General features: G+C 65.4%; 26 protein-coding genes. 21 read left to right on the forward strand and 5 right to left on the reverse strand.

Going from position 1 to position 24761, the window contains the following annotated elements:
* Positions 1-3: 3 nt before the first annotated feature.
* From ACIBK2_RS12030 to ACIBK2_RS12040, 3 genes are read right to left on the reverse strand one after another with little or no spacing between them, the layout of a single operon-like run.
* Complete coding sequence (locus ACIBK2_RS12030; protein ID WP_396966328.1) at positions 4-1155, reverse strand: acetyl-CoA C-acetyltransferase; 1152 nt, start codon at positions 1153-1155, stop codon at positions 4-6.
* A 31-nt stretch (positions 1156-1186) separates the two neighbouring features.
* The gene (locus ACIBK2_RS12035) at positions 1187-1789 is read right to left on the reverse strand and encodes a TetR/AcrR family transcriptional regulator (RefSeq protein WP_396966330.1); all 603 of its coding nucleotides are present in this window, start codon (positions 1787-1789) and stop codon (positions 1187-1189) included.
* 2 nt (positions 1790-1791) lie between these two features.
* Positions 1792-2589, reverse strand: coding sequence for an SDR family NAD(P)-dependent oxidoreductase (locus ACIBK2_RS12040; RefSeq protein WP_396966332.1), 798 nt, complete (start codon positions 2587-2589; stop codon positions 1792-1794).
* Positions 2590-2673: 84 nt separating this feature from the next.
* Between ACIBK2_RS12040 and ACIBK2_RS12045 the strand changes: the two genes are divergently transcribed.
* The gene (locus tag ACIBK2_RS12045; protein ID WP_396966334.1) at positions 2674-3528 is read left to right on the forward strand and encodes a PaaI family thioesterase; all 855 of its coding nucleotides are present in this window, start codon (positions 2674-2676) and stop codon (positions 3526-3528) included.
* Here ACIBK2_RS12045 and ACIBK2_RS12050 read toward each other — a convergent pair.
* Positions 3515-4156, reverse strand: coding sequence for a TetR/AcrR family transcriptional regulator (locus ACIBK2_RS12050; protein WP_396966336.1), 642 nt, complete (start codon positions 4154-4156; stop codon positions 3515-3517). The genes ACIBK2_RS12045 and ACIBK2_RS12050 overlap by 14 nt on opposite strands.
* A 126-nt stretch (positions 4157-4282) precedes the next feature.
* Here ACIBK2_RS12050 and ACIBK2_RS12055 point away from each other — a divergent pair, with 126 nt between their 5' ends.
* The 18 genes from ACIBK2_RS12055 (at position 4283) to ACIBK2_RS12140 (ending at position 21253) form a co-directional block, all read left to right on the forward strand.
* Complete coding sequence (locus ACIBK2_RS12055) at positions 4283-4735, forward strand: MaoC family dehydratase (protein WP_396966337.1); 453 nt, start codon at positions 4283-4285, stop codon at positions 4733-4735.
* Entirely contained in the window at positions 4732-5472 is a 741-nt protein-coding gene (fabG, locus tag ACIBK2_RS12060; protein WP_396966338.1) for a 3-oxoacyl-ACP reductase FabG, read from the forward strand. The genes ACIBK2_RS12055 and fabG overlap by 4 nt, the downstream gene beginning before the upstream one ends.
* The gene (locus tag ACIBK2_RS12065; RefSeq protein ID WP_396966340.1) at positions 5469-6278 is read left to right on the forward strand and encodes an enoyl-CoA hydratase/isomerase family protein; all 810 of its coding nucleotides are present in this window, start codon (positions 5469-5471) and stop codon (positions 6276-6278) included. The genes fabG and ACIBK2_RS12065 overlap by 4 nt, the downstream gene beginning before the upstream one ends.
* Positions 6271-7068, forward strand: coding sequence for an enoyl-CoA hydratase/isomerase family protein (locus ACIBK2_RS12070; RefSeq protein WP_396966342.1), 798 nt, complete (start codon positions 6271-6273; stop codon positions 7066-7068). The genes ACIBK2_RS12065 and ACIBK2_RS12070 overlap by 8 nt, the downstream gene beginning before the upstream one ends.
* An 8-nt stretch (positions 7069-7076) precedes the next feature.
* The gene (locus tag ACIBK2_RS12075) at positions 7077-7865 is read left to right on the forward strand and encodes an enoyl-CoA hydratase/isomerase family protein (protein WP_396966344.1); all 789 of its coding nucleotides are present in this window, start codon (positions 7077-7079) and stop codon (positions 7863-7865) included.
* Positions 7866-7867: 2 nt separating this feature from the next.
* Positions 7868-9568 carry a class I adenylate-forming enzyme family protein gene (locus tag ACIBK2_RS12080; RefSeq protein WP_396966346.1) on the forward strand — a complete coding sequence of 567 codons (1701 nt, stop codon included), beginning with the start codon at positions 7868-7870 and terminating at the stop codon, positions 9566-9568.
* Positions 9565-10830 (forward strand): Rieske 2Fe-2S domain-containing protein, encoded by a 1266-nt coding sequence (locus ACIBK2_RS12085; RefSeq protein WP_396966348.1) that lies wholly within the window; start codon positions 9565-9567, stop codon positions 10828-10830. Before ACIBK2_RS12080 ends, ACIBK2_RS12085 begins: the two co-directional genes overlap by 4 nt.
* Complete coding sequence (locus ACIBK2_RS12090; RefSeq protein ID WP_396966350.1) at positions 10827-11306, forward strand: aromatic-ring-hydroxylating dioxygenase subunit beta; 480 nt, start codon at positions 10827-10829, stop codon at positions 11304-11306. Before ACIBK2_RS12085 ends, ACIBK2_RS12090 begins: the two co-directional genes overlap by 4 nt.
* A 15-nt stretch (positions 11307-11321) precedes the next feature.
* Positions 11322-11549 carry a hypothetical protein gene (locus ACIBK2_RS12095; protein ID WP_396967207.1) on the forward strand — a complete coding sequence of 76 codons (228 nt, stop codon included), beginning with the start codon at positions 11322-11324 and terminating at the stop codon, positions 11547-11549.
* Entirely contained in the window at positions 11549-12805 is a 1257-nt protein-coding gene (locus tag ACIBK2_RS12100) for an acetyl-CoA hydrolase/transferase family protein (RefSeq protein ID WP_396966352.1), read from the forward strand. The genes ACIBK2_RS12095 and ACIBK2_RS12100 overlap by 1 nt, the downstream gene beginning before the upstream one ends.
* Positions 12790-13986, forward strand: a complete 1197-nt coding sequence (locus ACIBK2_RS12105; RefSeq protein WP_396966354.1) for an acetyl-CoA C-acetyltransferase — start codon at positions 12790-12792, stop codon at positions 13984-13986. Before ACIBK2_RS12100 ends, ACIBK2_RS12105 begins: the two co-directional genes overlap by 16 nt.
* Positions 13983-15383 carry an OB-fold domain-containing protein gene (locus tag ACIBK2_RS12110; protein ID WP_396966356.1) on the forward strand — a complete coding sequence of 467 codons (1401 nt, stop codon included), beginning with the start codon at positions 13983-13985 and terminating at the stop codon, positions 15381-15383. Before ACIBK2_RS12105 ends, ACIBK2_RS12110 begins: the two co-directional genes overlap by 4 nt.
* Entirely contained in the window at positions 15380-16588 is a 1209-nt protein-coding gene (locus ACIBK2_RS12115) for an acetyl-CoA acetyltransferase (protein WP_396966358.1), read from the forward strand. Before ACIBK2_RS12110 ends, ACIBK2_RS12115 begins: the two co-directional genes overlap by 4 nt.
* Complete coding sequence (locus tag ACIBK2_RS12120; protein WP_396966360.1) at positions 16585-16995, forward strand: nuclear transport factor 2 family protein; 411 nt, start codon at positions 16585-16587, stop codon at positions 16993-16995. Before ACIBK2_RS12115 ends, ACIBK2_RS12120 begins: the two co-directional genes overlap by 4 nt.
* 104 nt (positions 16996-17099) lie before the next feature.
* Positions 17100-17885, forward strand: a complete 786-nt coding sequence (locus ACIBK2_RS12125) for an enoyl-CoA hydratase/isomerase family protein (RefSeq protein WP_396966362.1) — start codon at positions 17100-17102, stop codon at positions 17883-17885.
* A 5-nt stretch (positions 17886-17890) separates the two neighbouring features.
* On the forward strand, positions 17891-19051 hold the full coding sequence (locus ACIBK2_RS12130) for an acyl-CoA dehydrogenase family protein (protein WP_396966364.1): 1161 nt from the start codon (positions 17891-17893) through the stop codon (positions 19049-19051).
* 13 nt (positions 19052-19064) lie between these two features.
* Complete coding sequence (locus tag ACIBK2_RS12135; RefSeq protein WP_396966366.1) at positions 19065-19928, forward strand: SDR family NAD(P)-dependent oxidoreductase; 864 nt, start codon at positions 19065-19067, stop codon at positions 19926-19928.
* A gap of 8 nt (positions 19929-19936) precedes the next feature.
* Positions 19937-21253 carry a phytoene desaturase family protein gene (locus tag ACIBK2_RS12140; protein WP_396966368.1) on the forward strand — a complete coding sequence of 439 codons (1317 nt, stop codon included), beginning with the start codon at positions 19937-19939 and terminating at the stop codon, positions 21251-21253.
* A 42-nt stretch (positions 21254-21295) separates the two neighbouring features.
* Here ACIBK2_RS12140 and ACIBK2_RS12145 read toward each other — a convergent pair whose 3' ends face one another.
* Entirely contained in the window at positions 21296-22450 is a 1155-nt protein-coding gene (locus ACIBK2_RS12145) for an acyl-CoA dehydrogenase family protein (protein WP_396966370.1), read from the reverse strand.
* Positions 22451-22600: 150 nt separating this feature from the next.
* On the opposite strand from ACIBK2_RS12145, the gene ACIBK2_RS12150 reads away from it, so the two are divergent.
* Positions 22601-23440 (forward strand): HpcH/HpaI aldolase/citrate lyase family protein, encoded by an 840-nt coding sequence (locus ACIBK2_RS12150; RefSeq protein WP_396966372.1) that lies wholly within the window; start codon positions 22601-22603, stop codon positions 23438-23440.
* Positions 23437-24450, forward strand: coding sequence for an acyl dehydratase (locus tag ACIBK2_RS12155; protein WP_396966374.1), 1014 nt, complete (start codon positions 23437-23439; stop codon positions 24448-24450). The genes ACIBK2_RS12150 and ACIBK2_RS12155 overlap by 4 nt, the downstream gene beginning before the upstream one ends.
* Positions 24451-24761: the final 311 nt, after the last annotated feature.

Genomic DNA, 24761 nt, shown 5'->3' on the forward strand with positions numbered 1-24761 from the left:
GCCTCAGAGCCGTTCGATGATCGTGACGTTGGCCTGCCCGCCGCCCTCGCACATGGTTTGCAGGCCGTAGCGGCCGCCGGTGCGTTCGAGTTCGTGTAGCAGGGTGATCATCAGGCGAGTTCCGCTGGCTCCCAGCGGGTGTCCGAGGGCGATCGCGCCGCCGTTGACGTTAACCTTGGCCGGGTCGGCCTTCAGGTCGTGCAGCCAGGCCAGTGCCACTGAGGCGAATGCTTCGTTGATCTCGACGAGGTCGATGTCGTCGATGGTCAGGCCGGTTTTGGCCAGTGCGCGCTGGGTGGCGGGGATGGGTGCGGTCAGCAGGTTTACCGGGTCGGCGCCGAGGACGGTCAGGTGGTGGATGCGGGCCCGTGGCGTGAACCCGTGCGCTTGCACCGCGGCCTCGGAAGCGATCAGCATCGCCGAGGATGCATCGGAGATTTGGCTGGCGACCGCGGCCGTGACGCGGCCGCCGGGCACCAGTGTGGGTAGCGCTGCCATTTTCTCCAGTGTCGTGTCAGGGCGCGGCCCTTCGTCCTGCGTGAGACCGTCGAACGGCGAGATCTCGCGGTCGAACCGCCCTTCGGTGCGAGCCGATACCGCGCGGGTGTGGCTCTGGAAGGCGAAGCGCTCCATGTCTTCGCGGGAGATGTTCCATTGCTCAGCGATCATCTCGGCGCTGCGGAACTGGGAGACCTCCGCGTTGCCGTAGCGCGCTTCCCAGCCCTTCGATCCGGTCCACGGGTCGGTCGCGCCGAACGGCTCGCCCGCGGCGAATGAGCTCAAGATCGGGAACTGGGTCATCTTCTGTACGCCACCGGCGATGATCAGGTCCGAGGTCCCGCTCATCACCGCCTGGGCCGCGAAATGCACGGCCTGCTGGGAGGAACCGCACTGTCGGTCGATGGTGACGCCGGGAACGGTCTCCGGCAACCCGGCGGCGAGTGCGGCGGTGCGCGCGATATCGCCTGCCTGCGAACCGATCTGGTCGAGGCAACCGTAGATCACATCATCGATCGCCGCGGGATCGAAGTCGCCACGATCGACGAGCGCGCGGATGACGTGTGCGCCGAGGTCGGCGGGGTGGGTGTCGGTGAAGCCGCCCTTGCGGCGGCCGACCGGGGTGCGGACGGCATCGACGATGTATGCCTCGAGCATGGCGTTCCTCCAGTAACGGTGTGGCAGGGGATCAGTGCGCGGCTAGGCCGGCACGGACGAACGATTGCGCCGTGCTGATCAGCACGGTGATGGATTGCCTTGCCGGACTCCACCATTCGGGCGCCCAGTTCAGCGCGCCGATGATCAGCATCCGTGCCGATCGTGGGTCGATATCGGTGCGAATCGAGCCGTCGGCCTGTCCGTCGGCGATCAGCGTGCGCCAGATCGCGTGGTAGTGCGCGCTTTCGTGTCCGACCCGCGTGCGGACATCCAAAGGCAGTTGACCGGCGTTGCGAGTGACCGCGGTGGCGAAATCGGACAGCTCCAGTTCGACCCGTAGATGGGCGTCGATGGCGGCACAGACCCGGTCGAGCGCGGGGGTGCCGGGCGACAGTCTGTCGAGCGCCTCGGTGACATGCTTGCGCACCCATTGCTGCCCGACGATCATCACCTCGGCGACCAGGGCCTCGCGGGAGGCGAAATAGTAGTAGACCGCAGGCGCGCGCAGCTCGGCGACATCGGCGATATCGGTGAGTCGTGTTGCCGAGTAACCTTTTTCGGACAAGACCGAGGCCGCTGCGGCGAGAATACGGTCACGACTCGCATTGCCGGGGTTCTTCGCTGATCGGGCCATGGCTAGGGCATCGTGTAGCCGCCACTGACCGAGAACACCTGTCCGGTGACTTGGCGAGCGGCGCTGTCGGAGGACATCCAGAGCACCGCATTCGCGATGTCCTCGGCCTCGGTGAGCCTGCGTAGGGGAATGTCTTTGCGCAGGAACCCGATCTGCTTGTCGTTGAACACCGCGTCCTGGCCGACGGCCCACAGGCTGCTCGGGCCGACCGCATCCGGGCCGTCGGGGATGACCAGACCTGGGCACACGACGTTGGACCGAATGCCGTGCCGCCCGTGTTCGCGAGCGGTGGTGCGCGCTAACGCGATCAGCCCCGCTTTGGTCGCGCCGTACACACCCTGGCGGATCTGCCCGAAGGCGGCATCGCTGGCAATGAAGACGATCGCACCACGGCCCGCCTCGCGCATGACCGGTATCGCGGACTGGGTGGCGGCGATGGCGGTGTAGAGGTTGATCTCAATGGTGCGTTGCCATTTCGCGCGGTCGGTGTCCTCGGCGATGAACCCGGGCACACTCCAGCCCGCGTTGTTCACCAGCACCTCGAGCCCGCCCCATCGTTGAACGGCGCGATCGACCGCGTCCTGAGCGACACCGTCGAGCGTGAGATCGCCCGTCACCACCTCGACCGCTGCGGCGCCGAGTTCGAGTGCCTCGGCACGCACCTTCTCGGCCTGTGCGCCGTCGATATCGCTGATCACGATCCGCGACCCTTCGCGGGCGAAGCCGTGCACGATGCCGCGGCCGATATTGGAGCCGCCGCCGGTCACGAGCACCCGAGCGTTGCGCAGCTGGAGATCCATGCGGACGTACCCCTTCGGTTGTGGACTACGGTTTAATTTAATCTATATTCAATTCAATAAGCAAGGTGGACGTTAGGAGGCTCGATGTCGGTGGAGGGCAGCGCAATCGTCGCGACAGACCCGACGGCCCGCGCCGCCGAGGTGGCGGGGTTTCCGAATCTAGGCCCGGAGGACCGATTCGGGATTCGTCAGACCGGCCATGGGCCCGATCGGATCTCCGTCGAACAGTGGCTGCCGACAGGGGCGGTGGGGGAGTTGCCGGTGGGATGGCTCGGCCCGCTCGCGGACTTCGTTACCGGCCGCGCGGTGCAATCGGCGCTGGTCTCCGACGTCGGAATTCGCACGCTGTCGCTGCACATGCAGATCGGTGCCCGCGGCCTGCATCGTGGGCGGCGGGTACTGGCGAGCGGAGAGGTTATCGAAATCGGCTCACGGTCGGTGCTTGCCGGCGGGCGCATCACCGACGAGATGGGGTCGCTCGTCGCGCAGGTGACCGGGCGGTTCGTGGTCGTGCCGGGTGTGGTTCGTCCTTCGTCAGCTGCGGGCTCGGAACTGACCGTGCCCGAATCGGATTCGCTGGCCGTGCAACTCGGCGCCGATGTGGTGGCACGCGAGGCGGGGCGGTCGAGGTTCGCGCTGCGCCCGGCCGAGTGGATGGCCAATCCTTACGGGATAGTGCACGGCGGCATTCCCGTCGCGTTGGTCGACCTCGCACTGACCGATGCCGCGACCGCAGAGGCTGGGCCGGTGCGCACTCTCGGCTTGGATGTCACCTTCCATCGACCGGCTCCGCTGAATGACGTCCCGCTCGAGGTGGAGGCCGTCGTCGAACGTGTGGGTGCGCGGGTAGTGGTGGCGAATGCGGTTGTCTACCAATGGACTCCGCATCAACCGATGGTGACCGCGGCGTGCACGATGCTGCGGATCACTCAGGACTGAGCCCACTACGGACGATGGCTTGGGCCGTCTGCACGACGGTGTCCAGTGACCCGCGGGCCGGTGTCCACCATTCCGCTGCCCAATTCAAAGCCCCAAGGACGAGCATCCGCGCGATAACCGGGTCCAGTTCGGGGCGCAGCTCGCCCGCTGCGGCGGCATCGTCGAACAGTGCCCGCCACCGTTTCCCGTATTTGGCCTCCTCGGCCAGTTGTCGAGTCCGGATCTTCTCCGGCACCTGACCGGCATTGCGAATAGAGGCGGTCGTGTAGTCGGAGATCTCGAGCTCGTGGCGCATGTGGGCCTCGACGGCGACAAGGATCCGATCGATCGGGCGCATGTCGGGCGGCAGCTGGTCCAGAATGCCGCCGACGTGGACGTTCATGTCGGCGATGCCTGCCCACATGACTTCCTCGACCAGATCGTCGCGGGAGGGGAAGTAGTAGTAGATGGCCGGGGCCTGCAGCTCGGCGATCTCAGCAACTTCCGAGAGCCTGGTTCCGGCATATCCCTTGCGGCTCAACACCTGTGCTGCCGCATCCAGAATCCGCTGCCGGGTGCGTGCCGACTTCGACTCGGCACCGCTGTCGGTGCTGTCGTCGGTCGGTGCTGGAGCTGATTTCCTGGCCACGGGTCGACTATAAGGCCAGGTCGGATCGGCGGCGGACAGGGCGGCCGTCTCTGTTGTCGCACTGTGGCGTTGACCACTCATATCTTCTAATCTATATTAGATTCAAATTCAGGCAGGAGTGATGACGTGCAGGTTTTCGCCAATATCCAGGAGTTCGCCGCAGCAGCGGGGACGTCGCTGGGTACCACCGAGTGGCTCGAGATCGACCAGAACCGCATCGATACATTCGCGGCGGCGACCGGGGATCACCAGTGGATCCACACCGATCCGGAGAAGGCCGCCGACGGGCCGTTCAAGTCCACCATCGCCCACGGCCTGCTGACCTTGTCGCTGCTTCCGGTGCTCAACCATCAGCTCTACCGCATCGAAAACCTTGCCATGGCAGTCAATTACGGCTTCGATAAGGTGCGCTTCATCTCCCCGGTTCCGGTCGGTTCGCGGGTGCGCGCCACGACAACGATCGAGTCCATCGCCGAGGTGCCTGGCGGCGTGCAAGCGAAGTTCAGCACCACCATCGAGATCGAAGGCGCGCCCAAACCCGCGTGCGTCGCCGAATCCATCGCCCGGTTCATCGCGTGATGAGCGGACTACTCGGCGGCAAGGTCGCGATCGTTACCGGAGCGGCCGGCGGAATCGGACTGGCGATCGCCCACCTCTTCCACGAACACGGCGGCTCGATAGTGCTGGCCGACGTCGATGAGCCCGGCGTGCGGCGCGCGGCCGAAGCCGTCGGGCCGCGCGCTATCGGCGTGGGTTGTGATGTGACCGAAGAGGATTCGGTGCAGTACGTGGTCGAGGAAGCGGTGCGCTGGTCTGGTCGCCTGGATGTCTTCGTGAACAACGCCGGGGTCACCCGCGACGCCTCGCTGCGCAAGATGACCGTCGCCGACTTCGACACCGTAATGGCGGTGCACCTGCGCGGCACCTGGCTCGGCGTGCGCGCCGCATCCGCGGTCATGCGCGAATCGGGTAGCGGCTCGATCATCAACATGTCCTCGCTGTCGGGAAAGTCCGGCAATCCAGGGCAGACCAACTACAGCGCGGCCAAGGCGGGCATCGTCGGGATGACCAAGGCTGCGGCGAAAGAGCTGGCGCACAAGGGTGTTCGCGTCAACGCCATTCAGCCGGGCCTGATCAGGACGCCGATGACCGAGGCCATGGCGGCGGAGGTGTTCCAGGCACGCGAAGCTGACATCCCGATGAAGCGGGCCGGGGAACCCGCCGAAGTGGCCGGCGCCGCACTGTTTCTCGCGTCCAGCCTGTCGAGCTACATGACGGGCGCGGTACTCGAGGTCGGCGGGGGACGATTGATGTGAGCGACGCACACCCCACCTCGCAAGCAGTCACCGATGTGGTTCTGACGACCGAGGACCGCGCCGTCGGCACTATTACGCTGAACCGGCCCGAGCAGATGAACGCCATCACTGTCGAATTGGGCGTCGCGCTCGAGCACGCACTGCGCGATCTGGCCGACCGATCCAGGGTGATCGTGATCCGGGGCAGCGGCGGAAACTTCTGTGTGGGTGGCGATTTCCACGAACTCGAACGGCTGCGCGCAGGGGGCGCCGCCGCGATGGCACCGCTGTTCAACAACTTTCGCAAGGCCTGCGACACGATCGCGACGCTGCCGGTGCCGGTCGTCTGCGCCGTGGAGGGGTATGCGATGGCAGGCGGCTTCGAACTGATGCAGGCCGCCGACATCGTGCTGGTGCACCAAAATGCCGTGATCGCTGATATCCATTCCCGATTCGGCCAGGTCCCCGGCGGCGGTAGCACCCAGCGGCTGCCCCGATTGGTGGGTCGGCAACGGGCGCTCGCGCACATCCTCACCGGCGATCGCTTATCCGCGGCGGAGGCAGTGGCGTGGGGGCTGGCGTACCGGCAGTTCGGTGCCCGCGAATTCGACGCGGCGGTAACGGGGTTCGCCACGAAACTAGCTGGCACGGACCCCGAGGCCCTCGCCAAGAGCAAGCACCTGATCTATGCCGGACTCCAACTTCCGCTCGAGGATGGCCTGGATCTGGAAGCGCGCACCGTGCTCGAGCACCTCTGCGGTGCATCGGCGGCCGCGGGCATCGAATCCTTCACCAAGCCCGACCAGCAAGGTGCTGCGCATGTCTGACGAGAATCCGATCCTGCTCGACGTCGACACCGACGGAATCGCCCGCCTGCGACTGAATCGACCTGCGGCGTCGAACGGCATGGACGTGCCGTTCCTGCAAGCGCTCCATGCCGCCGTGCTGCACTGCCACGGCAACCCGGCGGTACACGTCGTGCTTATCACCGGCGAGGGCAAGAACTTCTGCGCGGGCGGTGATGTGCGGGTGTTTGCCTCGAAGGGCGAGCAGCTGCCGGACTACCTGCGCGAGGCCACCGCCTGGTTGCAGATCACGGTCGCCGCTCTGCAGCAGCTGACCGTTCCGGTGATCGCGGCCGTACACGGATTCGCCGCGGGCGGAGGCGGATTCGGCCTCGTCTGCGCGTCGGACTTCGTCATCGCCACCGAATCGGCGAGGTTCATGTCGGGCGCGGTCCGGGTGGGCATGGCGCCCGATGCCGGTGTGACTGTGACCTTGACCCAGTTGGTGGGTCTGCGCAAGGCCACCGAGATCCTGTTGACCAACCCCACTCTCACCGCCGCCGAGGCACTGGCGATCGGGCTGCTCACCAAGGTGGTACCCGACGACGCACTGGAAACCGAAGCGGTGGCCTATGCGCGCCAGTTCGTCGATGCTGCGCCGCAGGCGATCGGCGCGACCAAGCGACTGCTGTGGGGTGGCGTCGGTGCCACGGTCGCCGACCGACTCCCCGAGGAAGCACGCACGGTGTCCGAACTTTCCGGCACCGCCGACTCTCGCGAAGGCTTGGCCGCGGTCATCGAACGACGCGCCCCGAAGTTCACCGGAAAGTAGCAATCATCTTGTTCGACAACGAAGTCCAGCAGGTCGTCCTGGTCGAGGACCGGGACGCTGTCCGGGTGGTGACCCTGAACCGCCCGCACCGGCGCAACGCAATCGACCTACCCCTGCGATACGCACTGGCCGAACGACTCGAAGAGGCGATGACCGACCCCGCCATCCGAGTCGTCGTGCTGACCGGCGCGGGCCAGGGATTCTGCTCAGGCGGCGACATCTCCACCATGGCGAGACAGACCGAGGACAAGACCAGACCCCGCGCGCAGGCCGCGCAACGGGTGATCCGGGCGATCTGGCACGGGCCCAAGCCGGTCATCGCGGCCGTGGAGGGGACGGCCTTCGGCGCCGGCGTCTCGCTGGCCATGGCCTGCGACCGCGTCGTGGTCGCCGCCGACGCGGTCTTCAGCACGGCCTTCACTGGCGTCGGCCTGGCCGGGGACATGGGAATCTTCGCCTCCCTCCCGGCGAGAGTGGGCGTCGCCCATGCCAAGCAACTGATGTTATTGCCGCGCAAGCTCTCCGGCACCGAGGCCGGTGCGATCGGTATGGCCGAATCCGTCGTGGCATCGGGCACAGCACTCAGTAGCGCCATGACAGACGCCCAGGCAATGGCCAAAGCACCACCACTTGCAATGCGCGAGATGAAGGCACTCTTCGGTCGCTGGCCGAGCGATCCGATCGCCATGCTCGACCACGAGGTCGACGCCCAGGCGCGGCTGTTCGACACCGAAGACTTCGCCGAAGGTGTCGCCGCCTTCCAGGAGCGCCGAACCCCAATCTTTCGCGGCGCGTAGCGATGACGGATCTCGCAGGTCGCAGGCGGCGACTGATCGAACGGTTCCCGGCGTGGGAACCGGCATCATTGGGTGGTTGGTTGGACCGATGCGCTGCTGAGTACGGCGACCAGCCGCTGGTCATCACCGATGCCCGCACGCTCACATACGCTGAAACCGCCACCTGGGCAACCGCACTCGCCGACGGACTGGTCGCGCTCGGTGTGCATCCCGGCGAACACGTCGGCGTGGTGATGGCGAACTATCCCGAGTTCGTGCCGCTGAAATTCGCGATCGCCAAGGCGGGTGCTGTCGCGGTGCCGATGAACTTTCTCTATCGCGCAGAGGAACTCGGCTACGTGGTCGCGCAGTCACAGTGTCGAGTGCTGATCACGATGACTGGATTCGCCGGACTCGACTATCTCGGCATGCTCGATACGATCGCGCCCGGCTGGGAAACCGGGTGCGCTGACTCGTTGCCATTGCTGCGCAACGTCGTTCAGCTCTCCACCGATGGGCGCTCCCGCGACAGCGTGCTCACTCTCGATGGGCTGCGCGAGCTGGGTGTGCGCAATCATGGCGCGGCCGATGGCATCGAGGTGGATCCGGCAGACGTCGGCGACATCCTCTATACCTCCGGCACAACAGGCTCGCCCAAGGGCGTGCTGATCACCCACGATGCCGTACTGCGTACCGGTTATGCCTCGGCGTTGACCCGCGCGTTCGAGGACGGCAGGCGAATCCTGTTCTCGCTGCCCTGCTATCACATGTTCGGCTACGTCGAGGGCCTGATCGCGGCCACCATGGTCGGCGGTGCGGTGATCATGCAGACCTCGTTCAACCCCGCCGGATACCTCGCCGGGGTGCAACGACACCGCGCCAACGACATCCTGTGCGTGCCGACGATGACCGTCGCGATACTGGAGCACCCGGATCGGCACACCTACGACCTCTCGTCGCTGCGCGCGGTGCTCTCCGGTGCCGCACCCGGCCCGGTGTGGCTATGGGAACGGGTCCGCGACGAGCTCGGCGCCACCGAGATCGTCACCGGCTACGGCATGACCGAATGCGGTGGCGCGATGACGCTCTCACTGCCCGAGGATCCCTTCGAACTGACCGCTACGACCGTCGGCCGACCCAAAATGGCTGGCGCGGCAGGAGTTTCCGATCACGGCGGCGCGCTGACCGTGTATCGCACCGTAGATCCGGAAACGGGTGAACCACTGTCCGACGGGGAGACGGGCGAACTCGTCTCCCGAGGCCCGACCACCATGCTCGGCTTCTGGGCCAAGCCCGCGGAGACCGAACGCGGTCTGCGCGACGGCTGGGTGTTCTCCGGCGACCTCGGCCGAGTCCGTCCGGATGGCTACCTCGAGGTCACCGGCCGCAGCAAAGAGCTCTACAAGAGCGGCGGTGAACTGGTGATGCCCAAGGAGATCGAGGAACTGCTCACCGCACTGCCCGAGATCAGCCAGGCCTACCTCGTCGGCGTCCCGGATGAACGCTGGGGCGAGGCGGGCTGTGCGTGCATCGTCCGGGCACCGGGTTCGTCCATCGACGCGGCAACCGTCATCGCCGTCTGCAAGGACAACCTCGCCCGATTCAAGGTGCCCAGACACGTCGTCTTCCTCGACGCCGACGAGCTACCGACGACCCCCACGGGCAAGGTGCAGAAGTTCCGGCTCGTCGCCCACATCAAGCAACGATTGGAGCAGGACGCATGACCATCGCCACGGATTCGGCACCGCGGGTGGACTATTCGCGGTTGATCCAGCCGGAGCGAGTCCACGGATCCCTCTACACAGACCCCGCCGTCTTCGCCGACGAGCTCGAGCGAATCTGGTACGGCGGCTGGGTCTTCGTCGGGCACGCCAGCGAAGTGCCGCTGCCCAATGACTACGTACGCAAGAACATCGGGCCGCAAGACATCATCATGACCCGCGACCGCGAGGGCGAGGTGCATCTACTGGTGAACCGCTGCGCCCATCGAGGAAACCTGGTCTGCGACGAACCGGCCGGAAATTCGAGTTCGTTTCGCTGCCCGTATCACGGCTGGACCTACCGCAATACCGGCGAATTGCAGGGCTACCCGTACAAGAAAGGATATGGCAGCCAGGGCAAACTGGACCTGCGCCTCGCGAGCGTGGCGCGAGTCGGAATCTACCGCGGCTTCGTCTTCGGCAGCTTCAACCCTGACGTGGTCCCACTCGAAGAGCACCTCGGCGCGGCGGCCGGCGAGATCGACCGGCTGGCCCGGCTCTCACCAGCAGGTGAGGTCGAACTCGATGCGGGCTGGCTCAGGCATCGAACGCGCGCGAACTGGAAGCTGTTGGCGGAGAACGAAACTGACGGATACCACCCGCAATTCGTGCACGGTTCCATCTTCGCGGTTACCGGCTCCACCATCGGCCCGCTGTACAGCGACGCCTCCACTGCGGTCACCCGGGCGCTCGGCAACGGGCACAGCGAGAACGATCTGCGTCCGGAGTTCCGCAAATTCGCGGAGCCGATGCGCTGGTTCGGCACCACCGAGGACCGCGTGCCCGACTATGTCGCCAAGATGCGGGCCCTGCACGGCGAGGCGGCCGAGCAGATCATGATCGAGGGCGGACCGCACGTGATGATCTTCCCGAACCTGTTCATCGCCGAGATCCAAGTATTCAACATCCAGCCGATCTCCGCGAACGAATGCGTGCAGTACTCGACGGCCGTACAGCTCAGAGGCGCACCGGAATTGAACAAGCGGATGCTGTCGCAGTCCATCGGCTCGGTCGGCCCGGCCGGGATGCTGCTCGCCGACGACACCGAGATGTACGAACGCAACCAGCGCGGCGTCGAACAGCTGCGACCGGAGTGGCTCGACATTCGGCGCGGCGTCGAGCGAGAAACCCACGACGAGAACGGATTCCTGATCGGCGGCGCGACCGACGAGACGGCGATGCGGGCGTTCTGGCGCCACTACCTGAGCCTGATGGAGGCAAAGTGACCGTGGCAATAGATATTCGGGAGATCGAGCAGTTCATCTATCGTGAGGCACGGTTCGCCGATGAACACGACTACGACTCGTGGGAAGCGCTGTGGACCGACGACGCCTTGTATTGGGTTCCGGCAGGCGGCAATTCGCAGGTTGATCCACTCCATCACGTATCGGTGATCTACGACAACCGACGGCGGATCGCCACGCGGCTCAAACAACTGCGTACCGGCAAGCGCTATGCGCAGTCGCCGCCGTCGAATCTGCGTCGGACCATCTCCAATATCGAGATCCTCGACACCGACGGAGATACGGTCGTCGGCGCGAACTTCGTGCTGTACGAATCCAAGCCACGTGGCATCGAAACCTGGGCGGGCCGGATCACCTACCGACTGCGGTTCGTCGAGGGTGAGATCAAGCTCGCGGGCAAGACCGTGCTGCTCGTCAACAGTGCCGAAGCGCTGCCGACCCTCGGATTCTTGATCTAGGTGGCCGACATGGAGGTGGTGGCAAACGAGTTCGCGCAAGTGGCGATATCGATCGACACCGCAGCGCACAGCCCACGGCTGCGGCTGGAAGATCTACGCACTGGGCGGGTTCGCTTCCTGGACGCACTCGAGCTCGAGGCCATTGTCTGGCTCGGCGACGGCCATCTGCGACAGCTACTCGACCCGTCCGCCGATCGATGGCGCGAGGACGGCGGGACGAACGACGAGACGAGACAGACCTGATGGCGGCGACGATAGCCGCCGACGAACTGGACTTTCGTGACTATGTCCGGCCGGGGGACAACCTCACATGGGGACAGGCCACAGCAGAACCCGTGACGCTCACCGAGAACCTGCTTCGACAGCGCGAAAACCTCGGCGGGATAACGTGTTTCATCGGAATTACGGTGGCCGACACTGTGCGACCCGAGCATGCCGACCACATCAGGTTCGTGAGCTATTGCGGCACCGGAAGCAATCGCGCACTCATGCGGGCCGGGGCGCTCGATATCTATCCAGGCCACTACTCCAGCCTGCCGGGCTTGCTGACCCGCGGCGCGTTGGCGACCGACGTAGTGCTCGTGCAATGCTCACCCGCCGATGATCAAGGGCGTTATAGCCTCGGCATCGCCGCCGACTACTACGCCGCGGCTATTGATTCGGCACGCGTGGTGATCGCCGAGGTCAATGACCAAGTGCCGTTCACCTATGGGCAGCGCTATCTGACTGCCGCTGACGTGGATGTGGTCGTCCACTCCGCGCGACCGCCGGTGCAGCAGCAGGCAACGCCTATCGGAGCCCAAGTCCGACAGGTCGCCGCAAAGGCCGCCGAACTCATCGAGGACGGTTCGACGCTGCAGTTCGGCATCGGCGCGGTACCGGAGGCGGTGCTGGCGGCATTGGGCGACAAGCGTGATCTCGGCATTCACTCCGGCGTACTCAACGACGTTGCCGCCGACCTGATCGAACACGGGGTCGTCACCAACGCTCGCAAGTCGGTCGACCGAGGCGTTTCCGTCGGCGGGCTGCTGTTGGGAACTCGACGGCTGTTCGACTTCGCCCATCGAAACCCCGCCGTCGCCGTTCGCCCGACCAGCTACACCCATGATGCGAATCTGCTTGCTGCCCAGCACAACCTGGTGGCGATCAACTCGGCGATCGAGGTCGATCTGACCGGTCAGGTGAACGCGGAAGTCGCCGGTGGTACCTATGTGGGCGCGGTGGGCGGGGGAGCGGAATTCCTGCGGGGAGCGGCACGATCGCGCGGCGGCATCCCCATCGTCGCACTGCCTTCGACGGCGAGCGAGCGCAGCCGGATCGTGGCGGAGCTGTCCGGGCCGGTGAGCACGTCGCGCGCCGACGCCGGGGTGTTCGTCACCGAGTACGGCGTCGCCGACCTGCGCGGGCGAACACTCGCCGAACGACAGGCGCTGATGTTGACCATCGCGCACCCCGATCATCGAAAAACGTTGGAGGAGAAGCTATGCGGCGAGCCATGATCGTCAGCCCACTGCGCACGCCGGTGGGCACCTTCGGCGGGGCGTTGCGGCCGGTGCCCGCCGAGGATCTGGCCTCGACCGTCATCAAGGCGGTAGTCGACCGCTCGGGTATCGACCCGGCACGTATCGATGACGTCGCGTTCGCCCAGTCCTATGCCAACTCCGAGGCCCCGTGTATCGGCCGCTGGGCCGCACTGAACGCCGGCCTGCCCGTGCAGGTCGCCGGATTCCACACCGATCGGCGCTGCGGCGGCGGATTACAGGCGATCGTCACTGCGGCCATGATGGTGCAGACAGGGGCGGCCGACGTCGTGCTCGCCGGCGGTGTCGAGTCGATGAGCAATATCGAGTACTACACCCACAGCATGCGGTGGGGTTCGCGGGCGGGAAACGTCGGGCTCTACGACCGCCTCGACCGCGGCCGGGAACGTTCACAACCGCAATGGCGATTCGGCCCGATCAGTGGAATGGTCGAAACCGCAGAGAACCTGGCCAGGGAATACGGCATCACCCGTGAACAAGCCGATGAGTTCTCCGCGCGTAGCCACCGACGGGCGGCCGCCGCCTGGGAATCGGGGTTGTTCGCTGATGAGATTGTGCCGGTTGAGGTTCCGCAACGACGGGGCGAGCCGACCCGGTTCGACCGAGACGAAGGAATCCGGCCGGATTCCACCCCGGAAACACTCGGCGCGCTGCGCACCCTGCTGAAGGACGGCGTGGTGACCGCCGGAAACTCGAGCCAGCAGAACGACGCCGCCTCGGCCTGCCTGGTGGTCGGCGAGGACATGCTCGATACCCTCGAACTCGAACCCGTTGCCAGCCTGCGCGGTTGGGCGGCAGCAGGGTGTGAGCCGTCGATGATGGGCATCGGACCGGTGCCCGCGGTGGCCAAACTGTTCGACCGGACCGGACTCGGGTTCGACGACATGGACCTCGTCGAGCTGAACGAAGCCTTCGCCGTGCAGGTGCTCGCGGTGTTGAAGGTATGGGGTTTCGACGACTGGGACCGGTTGAACGTCAACGGATCCGGCATTTCTCTCGGCCACCCGATCGGGGCCACCGGCGTGCGGATCATGACGACGATGCTGCATGAACTGCGCCGCCGCAGCGGCCGGTACGGCCTCGAGTCGATGTGCATCGGCGGCGGGCAGGGCATGGCCGCGATTTTCGAGCTGTCATGAGCGGCAGCAGCGGAGACAAGGGCATCATCGCGTATGGGGCATACCTGCCGCGGCACCGCGTGCGGCTCAGCGATGTGTCTGCGGTACTGGGTATCTCGGCGGGCAAGGGTGTCCGGGTAGTCGCGTCGTTCGATGAGGACAGTACGACAATGGCCGTCGCGGCGGCGCAGGCCGCACTGGCGGGCGGCGCCGTACCGAAGGCGCTGTATCTGGCCACAACGTCACCGGCGTATGCCGACAAGGCGAATGCCACCGCGGTGCATGCCGCGCTGGATCTGCCGGACGAGGTGTTCGCGGCCGATGTCGCCGGGTCGGCCCGCAGCGCTATCGCGGCGCTGCGAGTCGCGGCTCGCACAGACGGTTTGGCGGCGCTCGCCGACGTCCGCACGGGTCGGCCCGGCTCGCCGGACGAGCGAGGTGGTGGTGACGGTGCCGCGGCATTCGTCTTCGGCGATGTCAGCGATGCCGTTGCCCTGCTGATCGCCGAATCTAGTTCCACCGCAGAGTTTCTGGACCGCTGGCGCGATCCCGCAGCACAGTCGGGCGGCCAGTGGGAGGAGCGTTTCGGGCTCGAGCAGTACCTGCCGTTGATCACCCGCGTCGCCGCAACCGCATTGCGGGACGCAGATATCGACTGCGCGGACCACGTGGTGCTGGTATCGCCGAACACCGGTGTCACGAAGCGCGCGGGCAAGGCACTCACGGGCAGATTATCGACCACAACGTCGCCGATAGGTCATGCCGGAGCCGCCGATGTCGGGCTGGCCCTCGCCGATGTGCTCGACCGCGCGGGAGCGGGAGAAACGGTGCTCGTGGTATCCGCCGCCGATGGGTGCGACGCCTTCGTGCTGCGCACCACCGACCGGATCAGTGAAGGCCGACAACCGGTTTCGGTCGCCGACCAGCTGGCAGCCGGGACGGAAGTCGGCTACGGCACCTATCTGAGCTGGCGCGGAATCCTCGATCGCGAGTCACCACGGCGCCCTGAACCCGACCGCGCCGCAGCGCCACCTTCGGCTCGTGCCACCCGTTGGAAGTTCGCGTTCACCGGAACACGCTGTACTCATTGCGCGTTCGTACATCTGCCGCCGGCTCCAGTATGCAAGCGCTGCCATGTCACCGACGGCATGACTGCCCTATCGATGGCGCACAGTAAGGGCACGGTCGCGACCTTCACCGTCGACCGGCTGGCCTACTCGCCCGGGCCACCGGTGGTCGCGGCCGTCATCGACTTCGACGGTGGCGGGCGCTACACCCTGGAGATCGCCGACACGGCCGCCGAGGGATTGGCCGTCGGCTCCCGTGTTCAGCCGACGTTCCGCAAGCTGAACACCGCTGGGGGAGTGCACAACTACTTCTGGAAGGCCCGCCTGCTGCCGAACGGAGAACAAGCATGAGCAGCAACGGTATTCGGGACAAGGTCGCGATCGTGGGTATGGGCTGCACTCGATTCGGGGAACGCTGGGATGCCTCGGCTGACGATCTGCTGGTCGAAGCGATGGCCGAATGCTTCGGCGCAAACCCGCGACTCGACCGCGACGATATCGATGCGTATTGGCTTGGAACGCTCGGCAGCGGGCAGAGCGGGTTGACCCTGAGCAAGCCGCTTGCCTTGGACTACAAGCCGGTCACCCGCGTCGAAAACTATTGCGCCAGTGGGTCGGAGGCATTTCGCAACGCCTGCTATGGAGTCGCATCCGGCGCCTACGACCGAGTTGTCGCGATCGGCGTCGAAAAGCTCAAAGACTCGGGGTTTTCCGGACTGCTGCGCGGCGATCCGCCCGGTGACGGCACGGCCGCCGAGCTGTCTTTCACCGCTCCCGCCGCCTTCTCGATGCTGGACCCGGCCTACTGTGCGCGCTTCGGTGTCGACCTGGCCGAGATGCGGGCCGCCATGACGCACGTGGCGTGGAAGAACCATCGCAACGGCGCACTGAACCCCAAGGCGCAGTTCCGCGCCGAAGTCGCCAAAGACAAGATCACCAACGCGCCCTTGGTCGCTGGACGCCTGGGCATCTTCGACTGCTCCGGTGTTTCCGACGGCGCCGCCTGCGCGGTGATCGTGCGCGCCGAGGACGCGCTGAACTACACCGATACTCCGATGTATGTGAAGGCACTCTCGCTCGCGGCGGGTCCCGGGCGGGCCTCGATGGATCCCGCCTATGACTACACGACCTTCCCCGAGGTCGTGCACACGGCACGAGATGCATACGCACAGGCCGGAATAATCAACCCACGCACCGAGATCTCCTTCGCCGAAGTGCACGACTGCTTCACCCCGACCGAGCTGATCCTGATGGAAGATCTGGGCTTCACCGATCCGGGGCAGGTGTGGAAAGACGTCGTGGCAGGAGATTTCGACCTGGACGGGCGGTTGCCGATCAACCCCGACGGTGGCTTGAAATCTTTCGGCCATCCGGTAGGTGCCAGCGGTCTGAGGATGCTGTACGAGGCGTGGCTCCAGTTCCAAGGCAAGGCGGACGGACGACAGCTTGATGATCCGCGCTTGGCGCTCACCCACAATCTCGGTGGAAGGCCTGGCGCCTGCGTGTCTTTCGTCTCACTCGTCGGACGAGACCGTACTGCGGGAGGTGGACGATGACCGCGCCGGGCAATGATCCACGCATTCGATCAGCAGCGGCGTTGTATGCCGCGTTAGCGAAAGGTGATGCGGGCCAACTGGATCGGCTACTGCATCCGGAATTCGAGGGGCGCACCACCGATGGTCTGCCGTTCGGCCTCGGCGGTACCTATCGCGGGATCCCCGCCATGCGTGACCAATTCTGGTGGCAGATCGGCAAGCACTACCTAGCTGGTGCGGAGCCCTCGGACTTCAGCCCCCTCGGTGTGGACGGGTTGCTGGTGCGCGGTCGCTACCACGGCGCCGCGCGGTCGACCGGCAAACTGCTGGATGCGGCCTTCATGCATGTGCTGCATTTCCGCGACGGCAGTATTGACATGCTCGAACAGTTGACGGACAGCGCACGGTGGTGGGAGGCGCTCGGGTAGCGAAACACCCGCACGCTCGCACCCATTGCCTGGTCTGCGGAGGGGCGTTGACTCTCGTCAGTTTCAAATCTATTTTAAATTCAGTTTTAGGAGAGGTGGTCACCGTGCCCGTCGTCGAATACGACGTCAAGGACGACATCGCCTATGTCCGGATGAACCGTCCGGACCGGGGCAACGGTTTCGATCAGGAGGTCGCTGACACCTTGCTGGAGGTGGTGACCAGGATCGCCAACGACGCCGGGCTGCGTGCGGTGTCGATCAGCGGAAACGGCAAGACGTTCAGCGTCGGCGGCGACATCAACGCATTCACCGCGGCGACGCCCGAGCAGCTGCCGGAGACGTTGACTCGGATGGCCGGGCCCTATCATGAGGCGCTGCGCATGCTGGCCCACCTGGACGTGCCGATCGTGACCGCAGTGCACGGTGCCTGCGCGGGCGGCGGTCTCGGCCTGCTGTATGTCGCCGACATCGCACTGGCAGCCGAGGGAACGAAGTTCGCGACCGGGTTCGGACTGATCGGCATTCCCGGCGACGGCGCCAACTCCTGGTATCTGCCCCGACTCGTCGGCGTGCGGCACGCGGCCGAGATGTACTTCGAGAACCGCGTGATCCACGCCGATACCGCCGCCGAGTGGGGGCTGGTTACCCGCGTGGTGTCGAAGGCCAAGATCTTCGATGAGGCCGACGCGGTTGTTCGCAAGCTCGCCGCGGGCCCGACCAAGTGTTACGGCGCGATGCGCACGCTGCTGCTCGACTCGTGGAGAAACACGGTCGGGGAACAGCTTTCGGCGGAAACCGATGCATTACGGCGGATCGCCGCGACCGCTGATGCTCCCGCCGCGATGGCGAGCTTTCTCGCCAAGCGCACGCCGACCTTCGAAGGGAAGTGATCACGATGCCAGGACTCGTCATCGATAGCGACGACCACAAGCTGCTCCGCGAGAGTGTCGGCAAGATCGCCGGGAAATACGGTGCCGCGTACTTTCTCGATCGCTCACGCAATCACCAAAAGGTCGACGAACTGTGGGCCGATCTCGGTGCGGCCGGGCTGCTCGGCGTGCACCTACCTGAAGAATACGGCGGTGGCGGAGCTGGGCTCTCCGAGCTGGTGATCGTCATCGAGGAACTGGCGGCGCACGGTATCCCGCTCCTTCTCACGGTCATCTCGCCGGCTATCTGTGGTTCCATCGTCGCCGCGCACGGATCCGCGACGATGAAAGCCGACTGGCTGCCCGGAATCGCCGACGGCACAAAGAAGATGGCGTTCGGGCTGACCGAGCCGGATGCCGGCTCCAACAGCCATGCCGTGACGACCACCGCCCGCAAGGATGCGGATGGGTGGACGATCTCCGGCGGCAAGTACTTCATTTCGGCGGCCGATGAGGCCGACGCTGTCCTGCTGGTGGCCCGGGACGCGGATGTCGAAGGCGGCAAACGCGCGCCGCTGTCGCTGTTCGTCGTTCCGACGGACTCGCCAGGACTGACCATGCAACCGCTCGACACCGCAGTCGTCTCACCCGATCACCAATTCACTCTCTTCCTCGACGACGTCCACGTGGGTCCGGAGGCATTGATCGGCCAGGCGGGCAAGGGGCTCTATCACGTCTTCGCCGGATTGAACCCCGAACGAATTCTGGCCTCCGCCATCAGCAACGGCATCGGCCGCTACGCATTGTCGAAAGCAGTGAGCTACGCCAAGGACCGCACCGTATGGTCGGTGCCGATCGGTGCGCACCAAGGAATTTCGCATCCACTCGCCGAGTCGTACGTTGCGGTGGAACTGGCGCGATTGGCCACCCAGCGGGCCGCCGAGCTGTTCGACCGCGGCGGTGACGCGGCCGAGGCCGCGAACATCGCGAAGTTCGCCGCCGCCGACGCCTCACTGAAGGCACTCGACCAATCCATCCAAACCCACGGCGGCAACGGCCTTTCGCGCGAATACGGTCTGGCCGACCTGTGGTTCGCCGCACGTCTTATGAAGACCGCCCCGGTCAGCCGGGAGATGGTGCTCAACTTCGTCGCCCAGACCAGCCTCGATCTGCCCAACTCGTACTGAGAGGAAGAACGAAATGCCAGGAGTTACCGATCGCGTCGTCGTTGTCACCGGAGCGGGTGGCGGTTTGGGGCGCGAATACGCGTTGCTGCTCGCCAGGGAAGGTGCGCTTGTGGTCGTGAACGATCTCGGCGGTGCCCGCGACGGCACCGGGGCGGGCAGCGCGATGGCCGACGGTGTGGTGGCCGAGATCCGCGAGTCCGGCGGTATCGCCGTAGCCAACTATGACAACATCGCCACCGAAGACGGTGCGGCCGCACTGATCAAGACCGCCGTCGACGAGTTCGGCACGGTGCACGGCGTCATCCACAACGCGGGCATCCTGCGCGACGGCGCCTTCCATAAGATGACCACCGAGAGCTGGGAAGCCGTTCAGCGCGTGCATCTTTGGGGCGGCTACCACGTCACCCGCGCCGCGTGGCCGCACTTCCGCGAACAGCACCACGGCCGAGTCGTGGTGGCGACTTCGACCAGTGGCATCTACGGCAACTTCGGCCAAGCCAACTACGGTGCCGCGAAACTCGGCCTGGTCGGACTGATCAACACCCTGGCGATCGAGGGCCGCAAATACGGCATCCTCGCCAACGCCGTTGCGCCCCTTGCCGCGACCAGGATGACCGAGGACATCGCGCCACCAGAAATGCTCGCCGCCCTGCCGCCCGCCCACGTGGCTCCGGTCGTCGGATACCTGGTCAGCGACGAATGCACCGACACCGCAACGGTTCTCATCGTCGGCGGCGGTCGGGTACAACGCGTGGCGCAGTTCGCGACGAAGGGCGTCACCTTCGCCACCCCACCCAGCATCGATGAACTCGCCGCGCAATGGGCCGAGATCACCGACCTGTCCGGTGCCGAACCCGGCACCAACCCACTCGGCTGAGGAACACCATGACAGACAACAAAACCTGGGACACCTTGGTCATCGGTGCCGGAGCCGGTGGACTGTTCACCGCGGCCCGGCTCTCGCACCTCGGCTACCGCACCCTCGTAGTAGAGCGCTTGGACAAGGTCGGCGGCCGCGCCTCGACCGATGAGATCGACGGCTTCAAGGTGAACAACGGCGCGATCGTGATCGAGACCGGCGGCATCACTGAGGAAACCTTCGACGAGGTCGGCGCCAAATTCGACCTCCGGTCGCCGCAACCGCCGATCCTGTACCGGATCGGTGACAAGGACGTCGACGTGACCGGCGGTGGCTGGGGGTTCCTGCTGTCGAAGCTGACTCGTCAAGGCGCGAAACTGGTTTCGGGTCTCGGTGCGGCACGCAACGACAGCGGGCTGCCCGAAGACGAACTGTCCACCGCGGACTGGGTCGCCAAATACACCAAGAACGAATCGGTGCACGGCATCTTCCGCAACATGTGCGGCTCGGTCTTCGCCGTCGGCTCGGAGGAACTGCCCGCGCGGGTGTTCCTCACCTACTTCACCCGCAAGAGCGCATTCAAGAAGTTCGGTTTCGCACCACAGGGCACCATCGGCATCTGGCAGGCACTCGCCGACGTGGTGCAGAGCAACGGCGGCCAGGTGTGGTTGTCCAGCGAGGTCACCTCGCTCGCTGTCACCGACGGCAAGGTCACCGGCGCCAGCATCCGGCGTGACGATGAATTGATCGACGTCACTTGTGGTTTCGCGGTCAGTGACATCGGGCCGTTCGCCACCCTCGATGTGGTCGGCCGAGACAACCTTCCGGCGGACTATGTCGAGATCGTCGATAAAGCGAACCGTCCGTGCGCGATGATCTCGGTGAACTTCGCCAGCCAGGAAAAGCTCATCAAGGCGCCGGGCATGCTGAGCTTCGCCACAACCCGGCGCCTGTGCTACGTCGCGAACTTCTCTGAGCTGTGCCCGGAGATGTCGCCCGCGGGCTGGAATCTGTATGTCGGTACCTCGGTGCCCAAGCCCGCCGTGGGCGATTTCGACGAGGTCGCCGAAACCGAACTACTGCTGCAGGATCTGCGCGACCAGATCGACGGTTTCGACGAAGCCCGCATCATCTCGATCAACGTCACCCGCGACGGCTGGCCGCCACAACGCGCGGTCGCCGGATACGACCTGCCAAACACAACCCCGATCGCGAACTTATGGAACGTCGGTGACGCCGTCAAGGAATACGCCAACGGCGGCACAACCGCCTGCGCGGAGACCGCCAAGATCGTTGTCGACAGAATCCGCGAAGTGCACCCGGTAGGGGAGCCGATCGGATGACCGGCTGGCGACCCGCGCCGAGGGGCGCGGGTCGCCACTGTCTCAGCGGCCGAGCCCGTTTCGATTCACCAACTGCGCGGCGATCACGTTGCGCTGGATCTCGTTGGTGCCCTCACCGACGATCATCAGCGGTGCGTCACGGAAATAGCGTTCCACGTCGTACTCGGTGGAGTAGCCATAACCACCGTGGATGCGGACCGCGTTCAGCGCGATCTCCATCGCCACCTCGGAGGCGTAGAGCTTGGCCATGCCCGCCTCCATATCGCAGCGTTCCCCGGAGTCGAACCGCTCGGCCGCGTAGAGCACGAGTTGTCTTGCCGCGGTGAGCTTTGTCGCCATATCCGCCAGATAGTTGCCGATCGACTGGTGCTGCCAGATCGGCTTGCCGAAGCTCTGTCTGTCTTGGGCGTAGCGCAGGGAATCGTCGAACGCGGCCTGGGCTACGCCGAGAGCGCGCGAGGCGACCTGGATACGGCCGGTCTCCAATCCCTTCATCATCTGCGCGAAACCCTTGCCTTCGACACCGCCGAGCACGGCGGATCGGGGCGCGCGGTAACCGTCGAAGGATAGCTCGCAGCTCTCGACGCCCTTGTAGCCGAGCTTGGGTAGATCGCGTGAAACCGTCAGTCCCGGACCATGTTCCAGCAGCAGGATGCTGATGCCCCGATGTCGCGGCTCGGCCTTCGGGTCCGTCTTGCACAGCAGCGCGATCAGCTGGGAGTGGCGTGCGTTGCTGATCCAGGTCTTGGCGCCGGTGATCACGTACTCGTCGCCGTCGATGGCGGCAACGGTGGCCATCGCCTGGAGATCCGAACCGCCGCCGGGCTCGGTCAGCGCCATGGTGGCGCGGATCTCGCCGGTCGCCATCCGCGGCAGGTAGTACTGCTTCTGCTGTTCGGTGCCGAAGGTCAGCAGCAGCTTCGAGACGACAGTGTGCCCGCCCATCGCCCCGGCCAGGCTCATCCAGCCGCGGGCGAGTTCCTCGGTGACCCCGACATAGCAGGGCATCGAAACCGGTGCCTCACCATAGGGTTCGGGAATGGCGAGGCCGAAGATGCCGAGCTGCTTCATCTGTTCGATGAGGGCCTCGGGGTAGGTGTTGTTCTTCTCCAGCTCGTGCACCACAGGCTTGACTTCGCGGTCGACGAAGTCGCGCACGGTCTTGACGACGATCTTCTCGTCGGCGGACAAAGGCATCTGTATCTATCTCCTACGCGAGGTGACCCTAGAGCGCCGTGCGCTGATATTTAGTTTAATATAGATTAAAATTTGTCGAGCGGGAAGTAAGGGTGGCGAATGGGGACATCGAGGTGGGGTGCGCAATGCCCAGGGGGATCGTGGTTGTCGGTGCCGGCCTCTCGCCCGAGCTTGATCGCCAAGGCTCTCGAGGCCGGATCCGACGGTGTGATCATCGATCTCGAAGACGCGGTCGCACCCGCGGAGAAGGCCACGGCCCGCGACGGCCTTGCCGCGAGTTGTGCGGGGGAGTTGCGGGACCTGTCCGTGGCGGTCAGCGTGCGGGTCAATGCGCCGCGTACCCCGTGGTGCCATTTGGATGTCCTGGCTTGCGTCGGGCTCGGGGTGGCGACGGTCATGCTGCCGAAGGTGGAGAGCGCCGCTGATATCGAGTTTATCGACCGGCTGCTCGAGGGTGCCGAAGCGGCTGCGGGACTACGGGAGCCGATTGTTGTCCAAGCCTTGATCGAAACCGCGAGCGGTGTAGCGAATGTGCGCGAGATCGCGGGGGCTGCACCGCGACTCGGTGCCCTGGTGCTGGGTTATGCCGATCTCGCGGCCTCGCTCGGGCGGACTGCGGTCTCGCCTGAATCTTGGCACTATGCGCAGGACTCGGTGCTGGTGGCGGCGCGCTCGGCCGGGCTTGCCGCGATCGACGGGCCGCACCTCGGTGTCGCGGTCGATGACGAATTCCTGGCAAGTGTGGACAGAGCGGTCGGGCTGGGGTTCGACGGCAAGTGGGTGATTCATCCGCGACATGTGTTGGCCGTTCAGGAAGCGTTCAAGCCGGGCGTCGACGAGGTCGACAAGGCGCGGCGGATTCTGGCGGCGCTGACGGAGAGCCATGGGCGGGGGATCGGGGCAGCGACGTTGGACGGCGCGATGATCGATGAGGCAGTCGCGGTCTGGGCACGCCGCGTGCTGTCCAGGACCCATGAAGGAGCGGCATGACAAATCCTGTTGTGCAGGTAGGGGATTCGGAGACTCTTGACGGGCCCTACTTCGACGATCTCACCATAGGTCAACGCTTCGACACCGCCCCGGCACTCACGTTGACCGAAGGTCGCGCAGCACTGCATCAGGCGATCCTCGGAGACCGGCTACGCCTAGCACTAGATGCTCAGCTGAGCCAACGTGTCACCGGCGGTGCACTGGCCCATCCCGCGCTGGTGTGGAACGTCGCGATCGGACAATCGACCGTGGCGACCCGCCACGTGAAGGCCAATCTCTTCTATCGCGGACTCACCTTCCGTCGCGCGCCGAGCATCGGTGACACCCTGACCACGACCACCACTGTGGTCGCGCTGCGCCAGAACCAGCGCAAACCCGGACGAGCCGCCACCGGACTCGCGGCGCTGTACATCGTTACCGACGATCAACACCGCCGACGAGTTCTGGATTTCTATCGCTGTGCGATGATCCCGCTGCGCGATGGTGATCGGGATACCGGTCACGCGGACGATCTCGCCACTGTCGGAGCGGATTCCGTCGTCGGCGCGGACGCCATCGAGGGCTGGTCACTCGACGCCGCCGCAGAAGCGTTGCCCGGCCCGCGATTTCACGAACTTGTTCCCGGCATGCGGTGGGATATCGTCGGTGCCGACGTGGTGACAAGTGCCCCCGAGCTCGCTCGGCTGACACTCAATATCGCTGAGGTGCACCATGATTCGGTTGTGGCCGGTGGTCGCCGATTAGTCTATGGCGGGCACACCATCGGGCTGGCGCTTGCGCAGGTTTCCCGTGCGCTGCCCGCAATGGTCACTGTGTTGGCGTGGCAGTCCTGTGAGCACACCGGGCCGGTATACGAGGGCGACACTTTGCGTAGCAAACTGACGGTCGGGCACCTCGCGCGCCTTCCTGGCGGTGGCGGAACAGCGCAGTTGCGGACGGTGGTGCATGCCGACGGCAGCGACGGACCCCGACCAGTGCTGGACTGGAGGTTCACCGCAGTTCTGGTATGACGACGGAATGCGCGGGAGGACTCTCAGAGGGCCCCATCATCCTTGGGCTGTCGGTGTCGGTTACCAGTCCAGGATGTTGAATCGCCTCGACGCATCGTCCTCGCTCGGCACACCGAACACGGCCCGGATGTCGCAGGCCCTTCGGCGAGACTTCCTCGGTCAGGACTCTGAGAATCTTGCTGGCGCCAGCCTCTCCAGCGCCTTGCTGCCACTGGTGGTACGGACCTTTATCGACGAATCGACAGCGTGTGTCGCTCGACGACCAGGCTTGCGGGTAGCCATCTTTCGAGTCGGTGCTGCGGATCGGTCCG

The organism is Nocardia sp. NPDC050175 (genome assembly GCF_044459885.1).
In the GTDB taxonomy this organism is placed as follows: Bacteria; Actinomycetota; Actinomycetes; order Mycobacteriales; family Mycobacteriaceae; genus Nocardia.

What these genes read in the sequence shown, in the direction of transcription:
- ACIBK2_RS12030 (WP_396966328.1), bottom strand. Translation starts at nt 1,155, where the DNA reads ATGCTCGAGGCATACATCGTCGATGCCGTCCGCACCCCGGTCGGCCGC.
- ACIBK2_RS12035 (WP_396966330.1), bottom strand. Translation starts at nt 1,789, where the DNA reads ATGGCCCGATCAGCGAAGAACCCCGGCAATGCGAGTCGTGACCGTATT.
- ACIBK2_RS12040 (WP_396966332.1), bottom strand. Translation starts at nt 2,589, where the DNA reads ATGGATCTCCAGCTGCGCAACGCTCGGGTGCTCGTGACCGGCGGCGGC.
- ACIBK2_RS12045 (WP_396966334.1), top strand. Translation starts at nt 2,674, where the DNA reads ATGTCGGTGGAGGGCAGCGCAATCGTCGCGACAGACCCGACGGCCCGC.
- ACIBK2_RS12070 (WP_396966342.1), top strand. Translation starts at nt 6,271, where the DNA reads ATGTCTGACGAGAATCCGATCCTGCTCGACGTCGACACCGACGGAATC.
- ACIBK2_RS12080 (WP_396966346.1), top strand. Translation starts at nt 7,868, where the DNA reads ATGACGGATCTCGCAGGTCGCAGGCGGCGACTGATCGAACGGTTCCCG.
- ACIBK2_RS12085 (WP_396966348.1), top strand. Translation starts at nt 9,565, where the DNA reads ATGACCATCGCCACGGATTCGGCACCGCGGGTGGACTATTCGCGGTTG.
- ACIBK2_RS12100 (WP_396966352.1), top strand. Translation starts at nt 11,549, where the DNA reads ATGGCGGCGACGATAGCCGCCGACGAACTGGACTTTCGTGACTATGTC.
- ACIBK2_RS12105 (WP_396966354.1), top strand. Translation starts at nt 12,790, where the DNA reads ATGCGGCGAGCCATGATCGTCAGCCCACTGCGCACGCCGGTGGGCACC.
- ACIBK2_RS12110 (WP_396966356.1), top strand. Translation starts at nt 13,983, where the DNA reads ATGAGCGGCAGCAGCGGAGACAAGGGCATCATCGCGTATGGGGCATAC.
- ACIBK2_RS12115 (WP_396966358.1), top strand. Translation starts at nt 15,380, where the DNA reads ATGAGCAGCAACGGTATTCGGGACAAGGTCGCGATCGTGGGTATGGGC.
- ACIBK2_RS12120 (WP_396966360.1), top strand. Translation starts at nt 16,585, where the DNA reads ATGACCGCGCCGGGCAATGATCCACGCATTCGATCAGCAGCGGCGTTG.
- ACIBK2_RS12130 (WP_396966364.1), top strand. Translation starts at nt 17,891, where the DNA reads ATGCCAGGACTCGTCATCGATAGCGACGACCACAAGCTGCTCCGCGAG.
- ACIBK2_RS12135 (WP_396966366.1), top strand. Translation starts at nt 19,065, where the DNA reads ATGCCAGGAGTTACCGATCGCGTCGTCGTTGTCACCGGAGCGGGTGGC.
- ACIBK2_RS12140 (WP_396966368.1), top strand. Translation starts at nt 19,937, where the DNA reads ATGACAGACAACAAAACCTGGGACACCTTGGTCATCGGTGCCGGAGCC.
- ACIBK2_RS12145 (WP_396966370.1), bottom strand. Translation starts at nt 22,450, where the DNA reads ATGCCTTTGTCCGCCGACGAGAAGATCGTCGTCAAGACCGTGCGCGAC.
- ACIBK2_RS12155 (WP_396966374.1), top strand. Translation starts at nt 23,437, where the DNA reads ATGACAAATCCTGTTGTGCAGGTAGGGGATTCGGAGACTCTTGACGGG.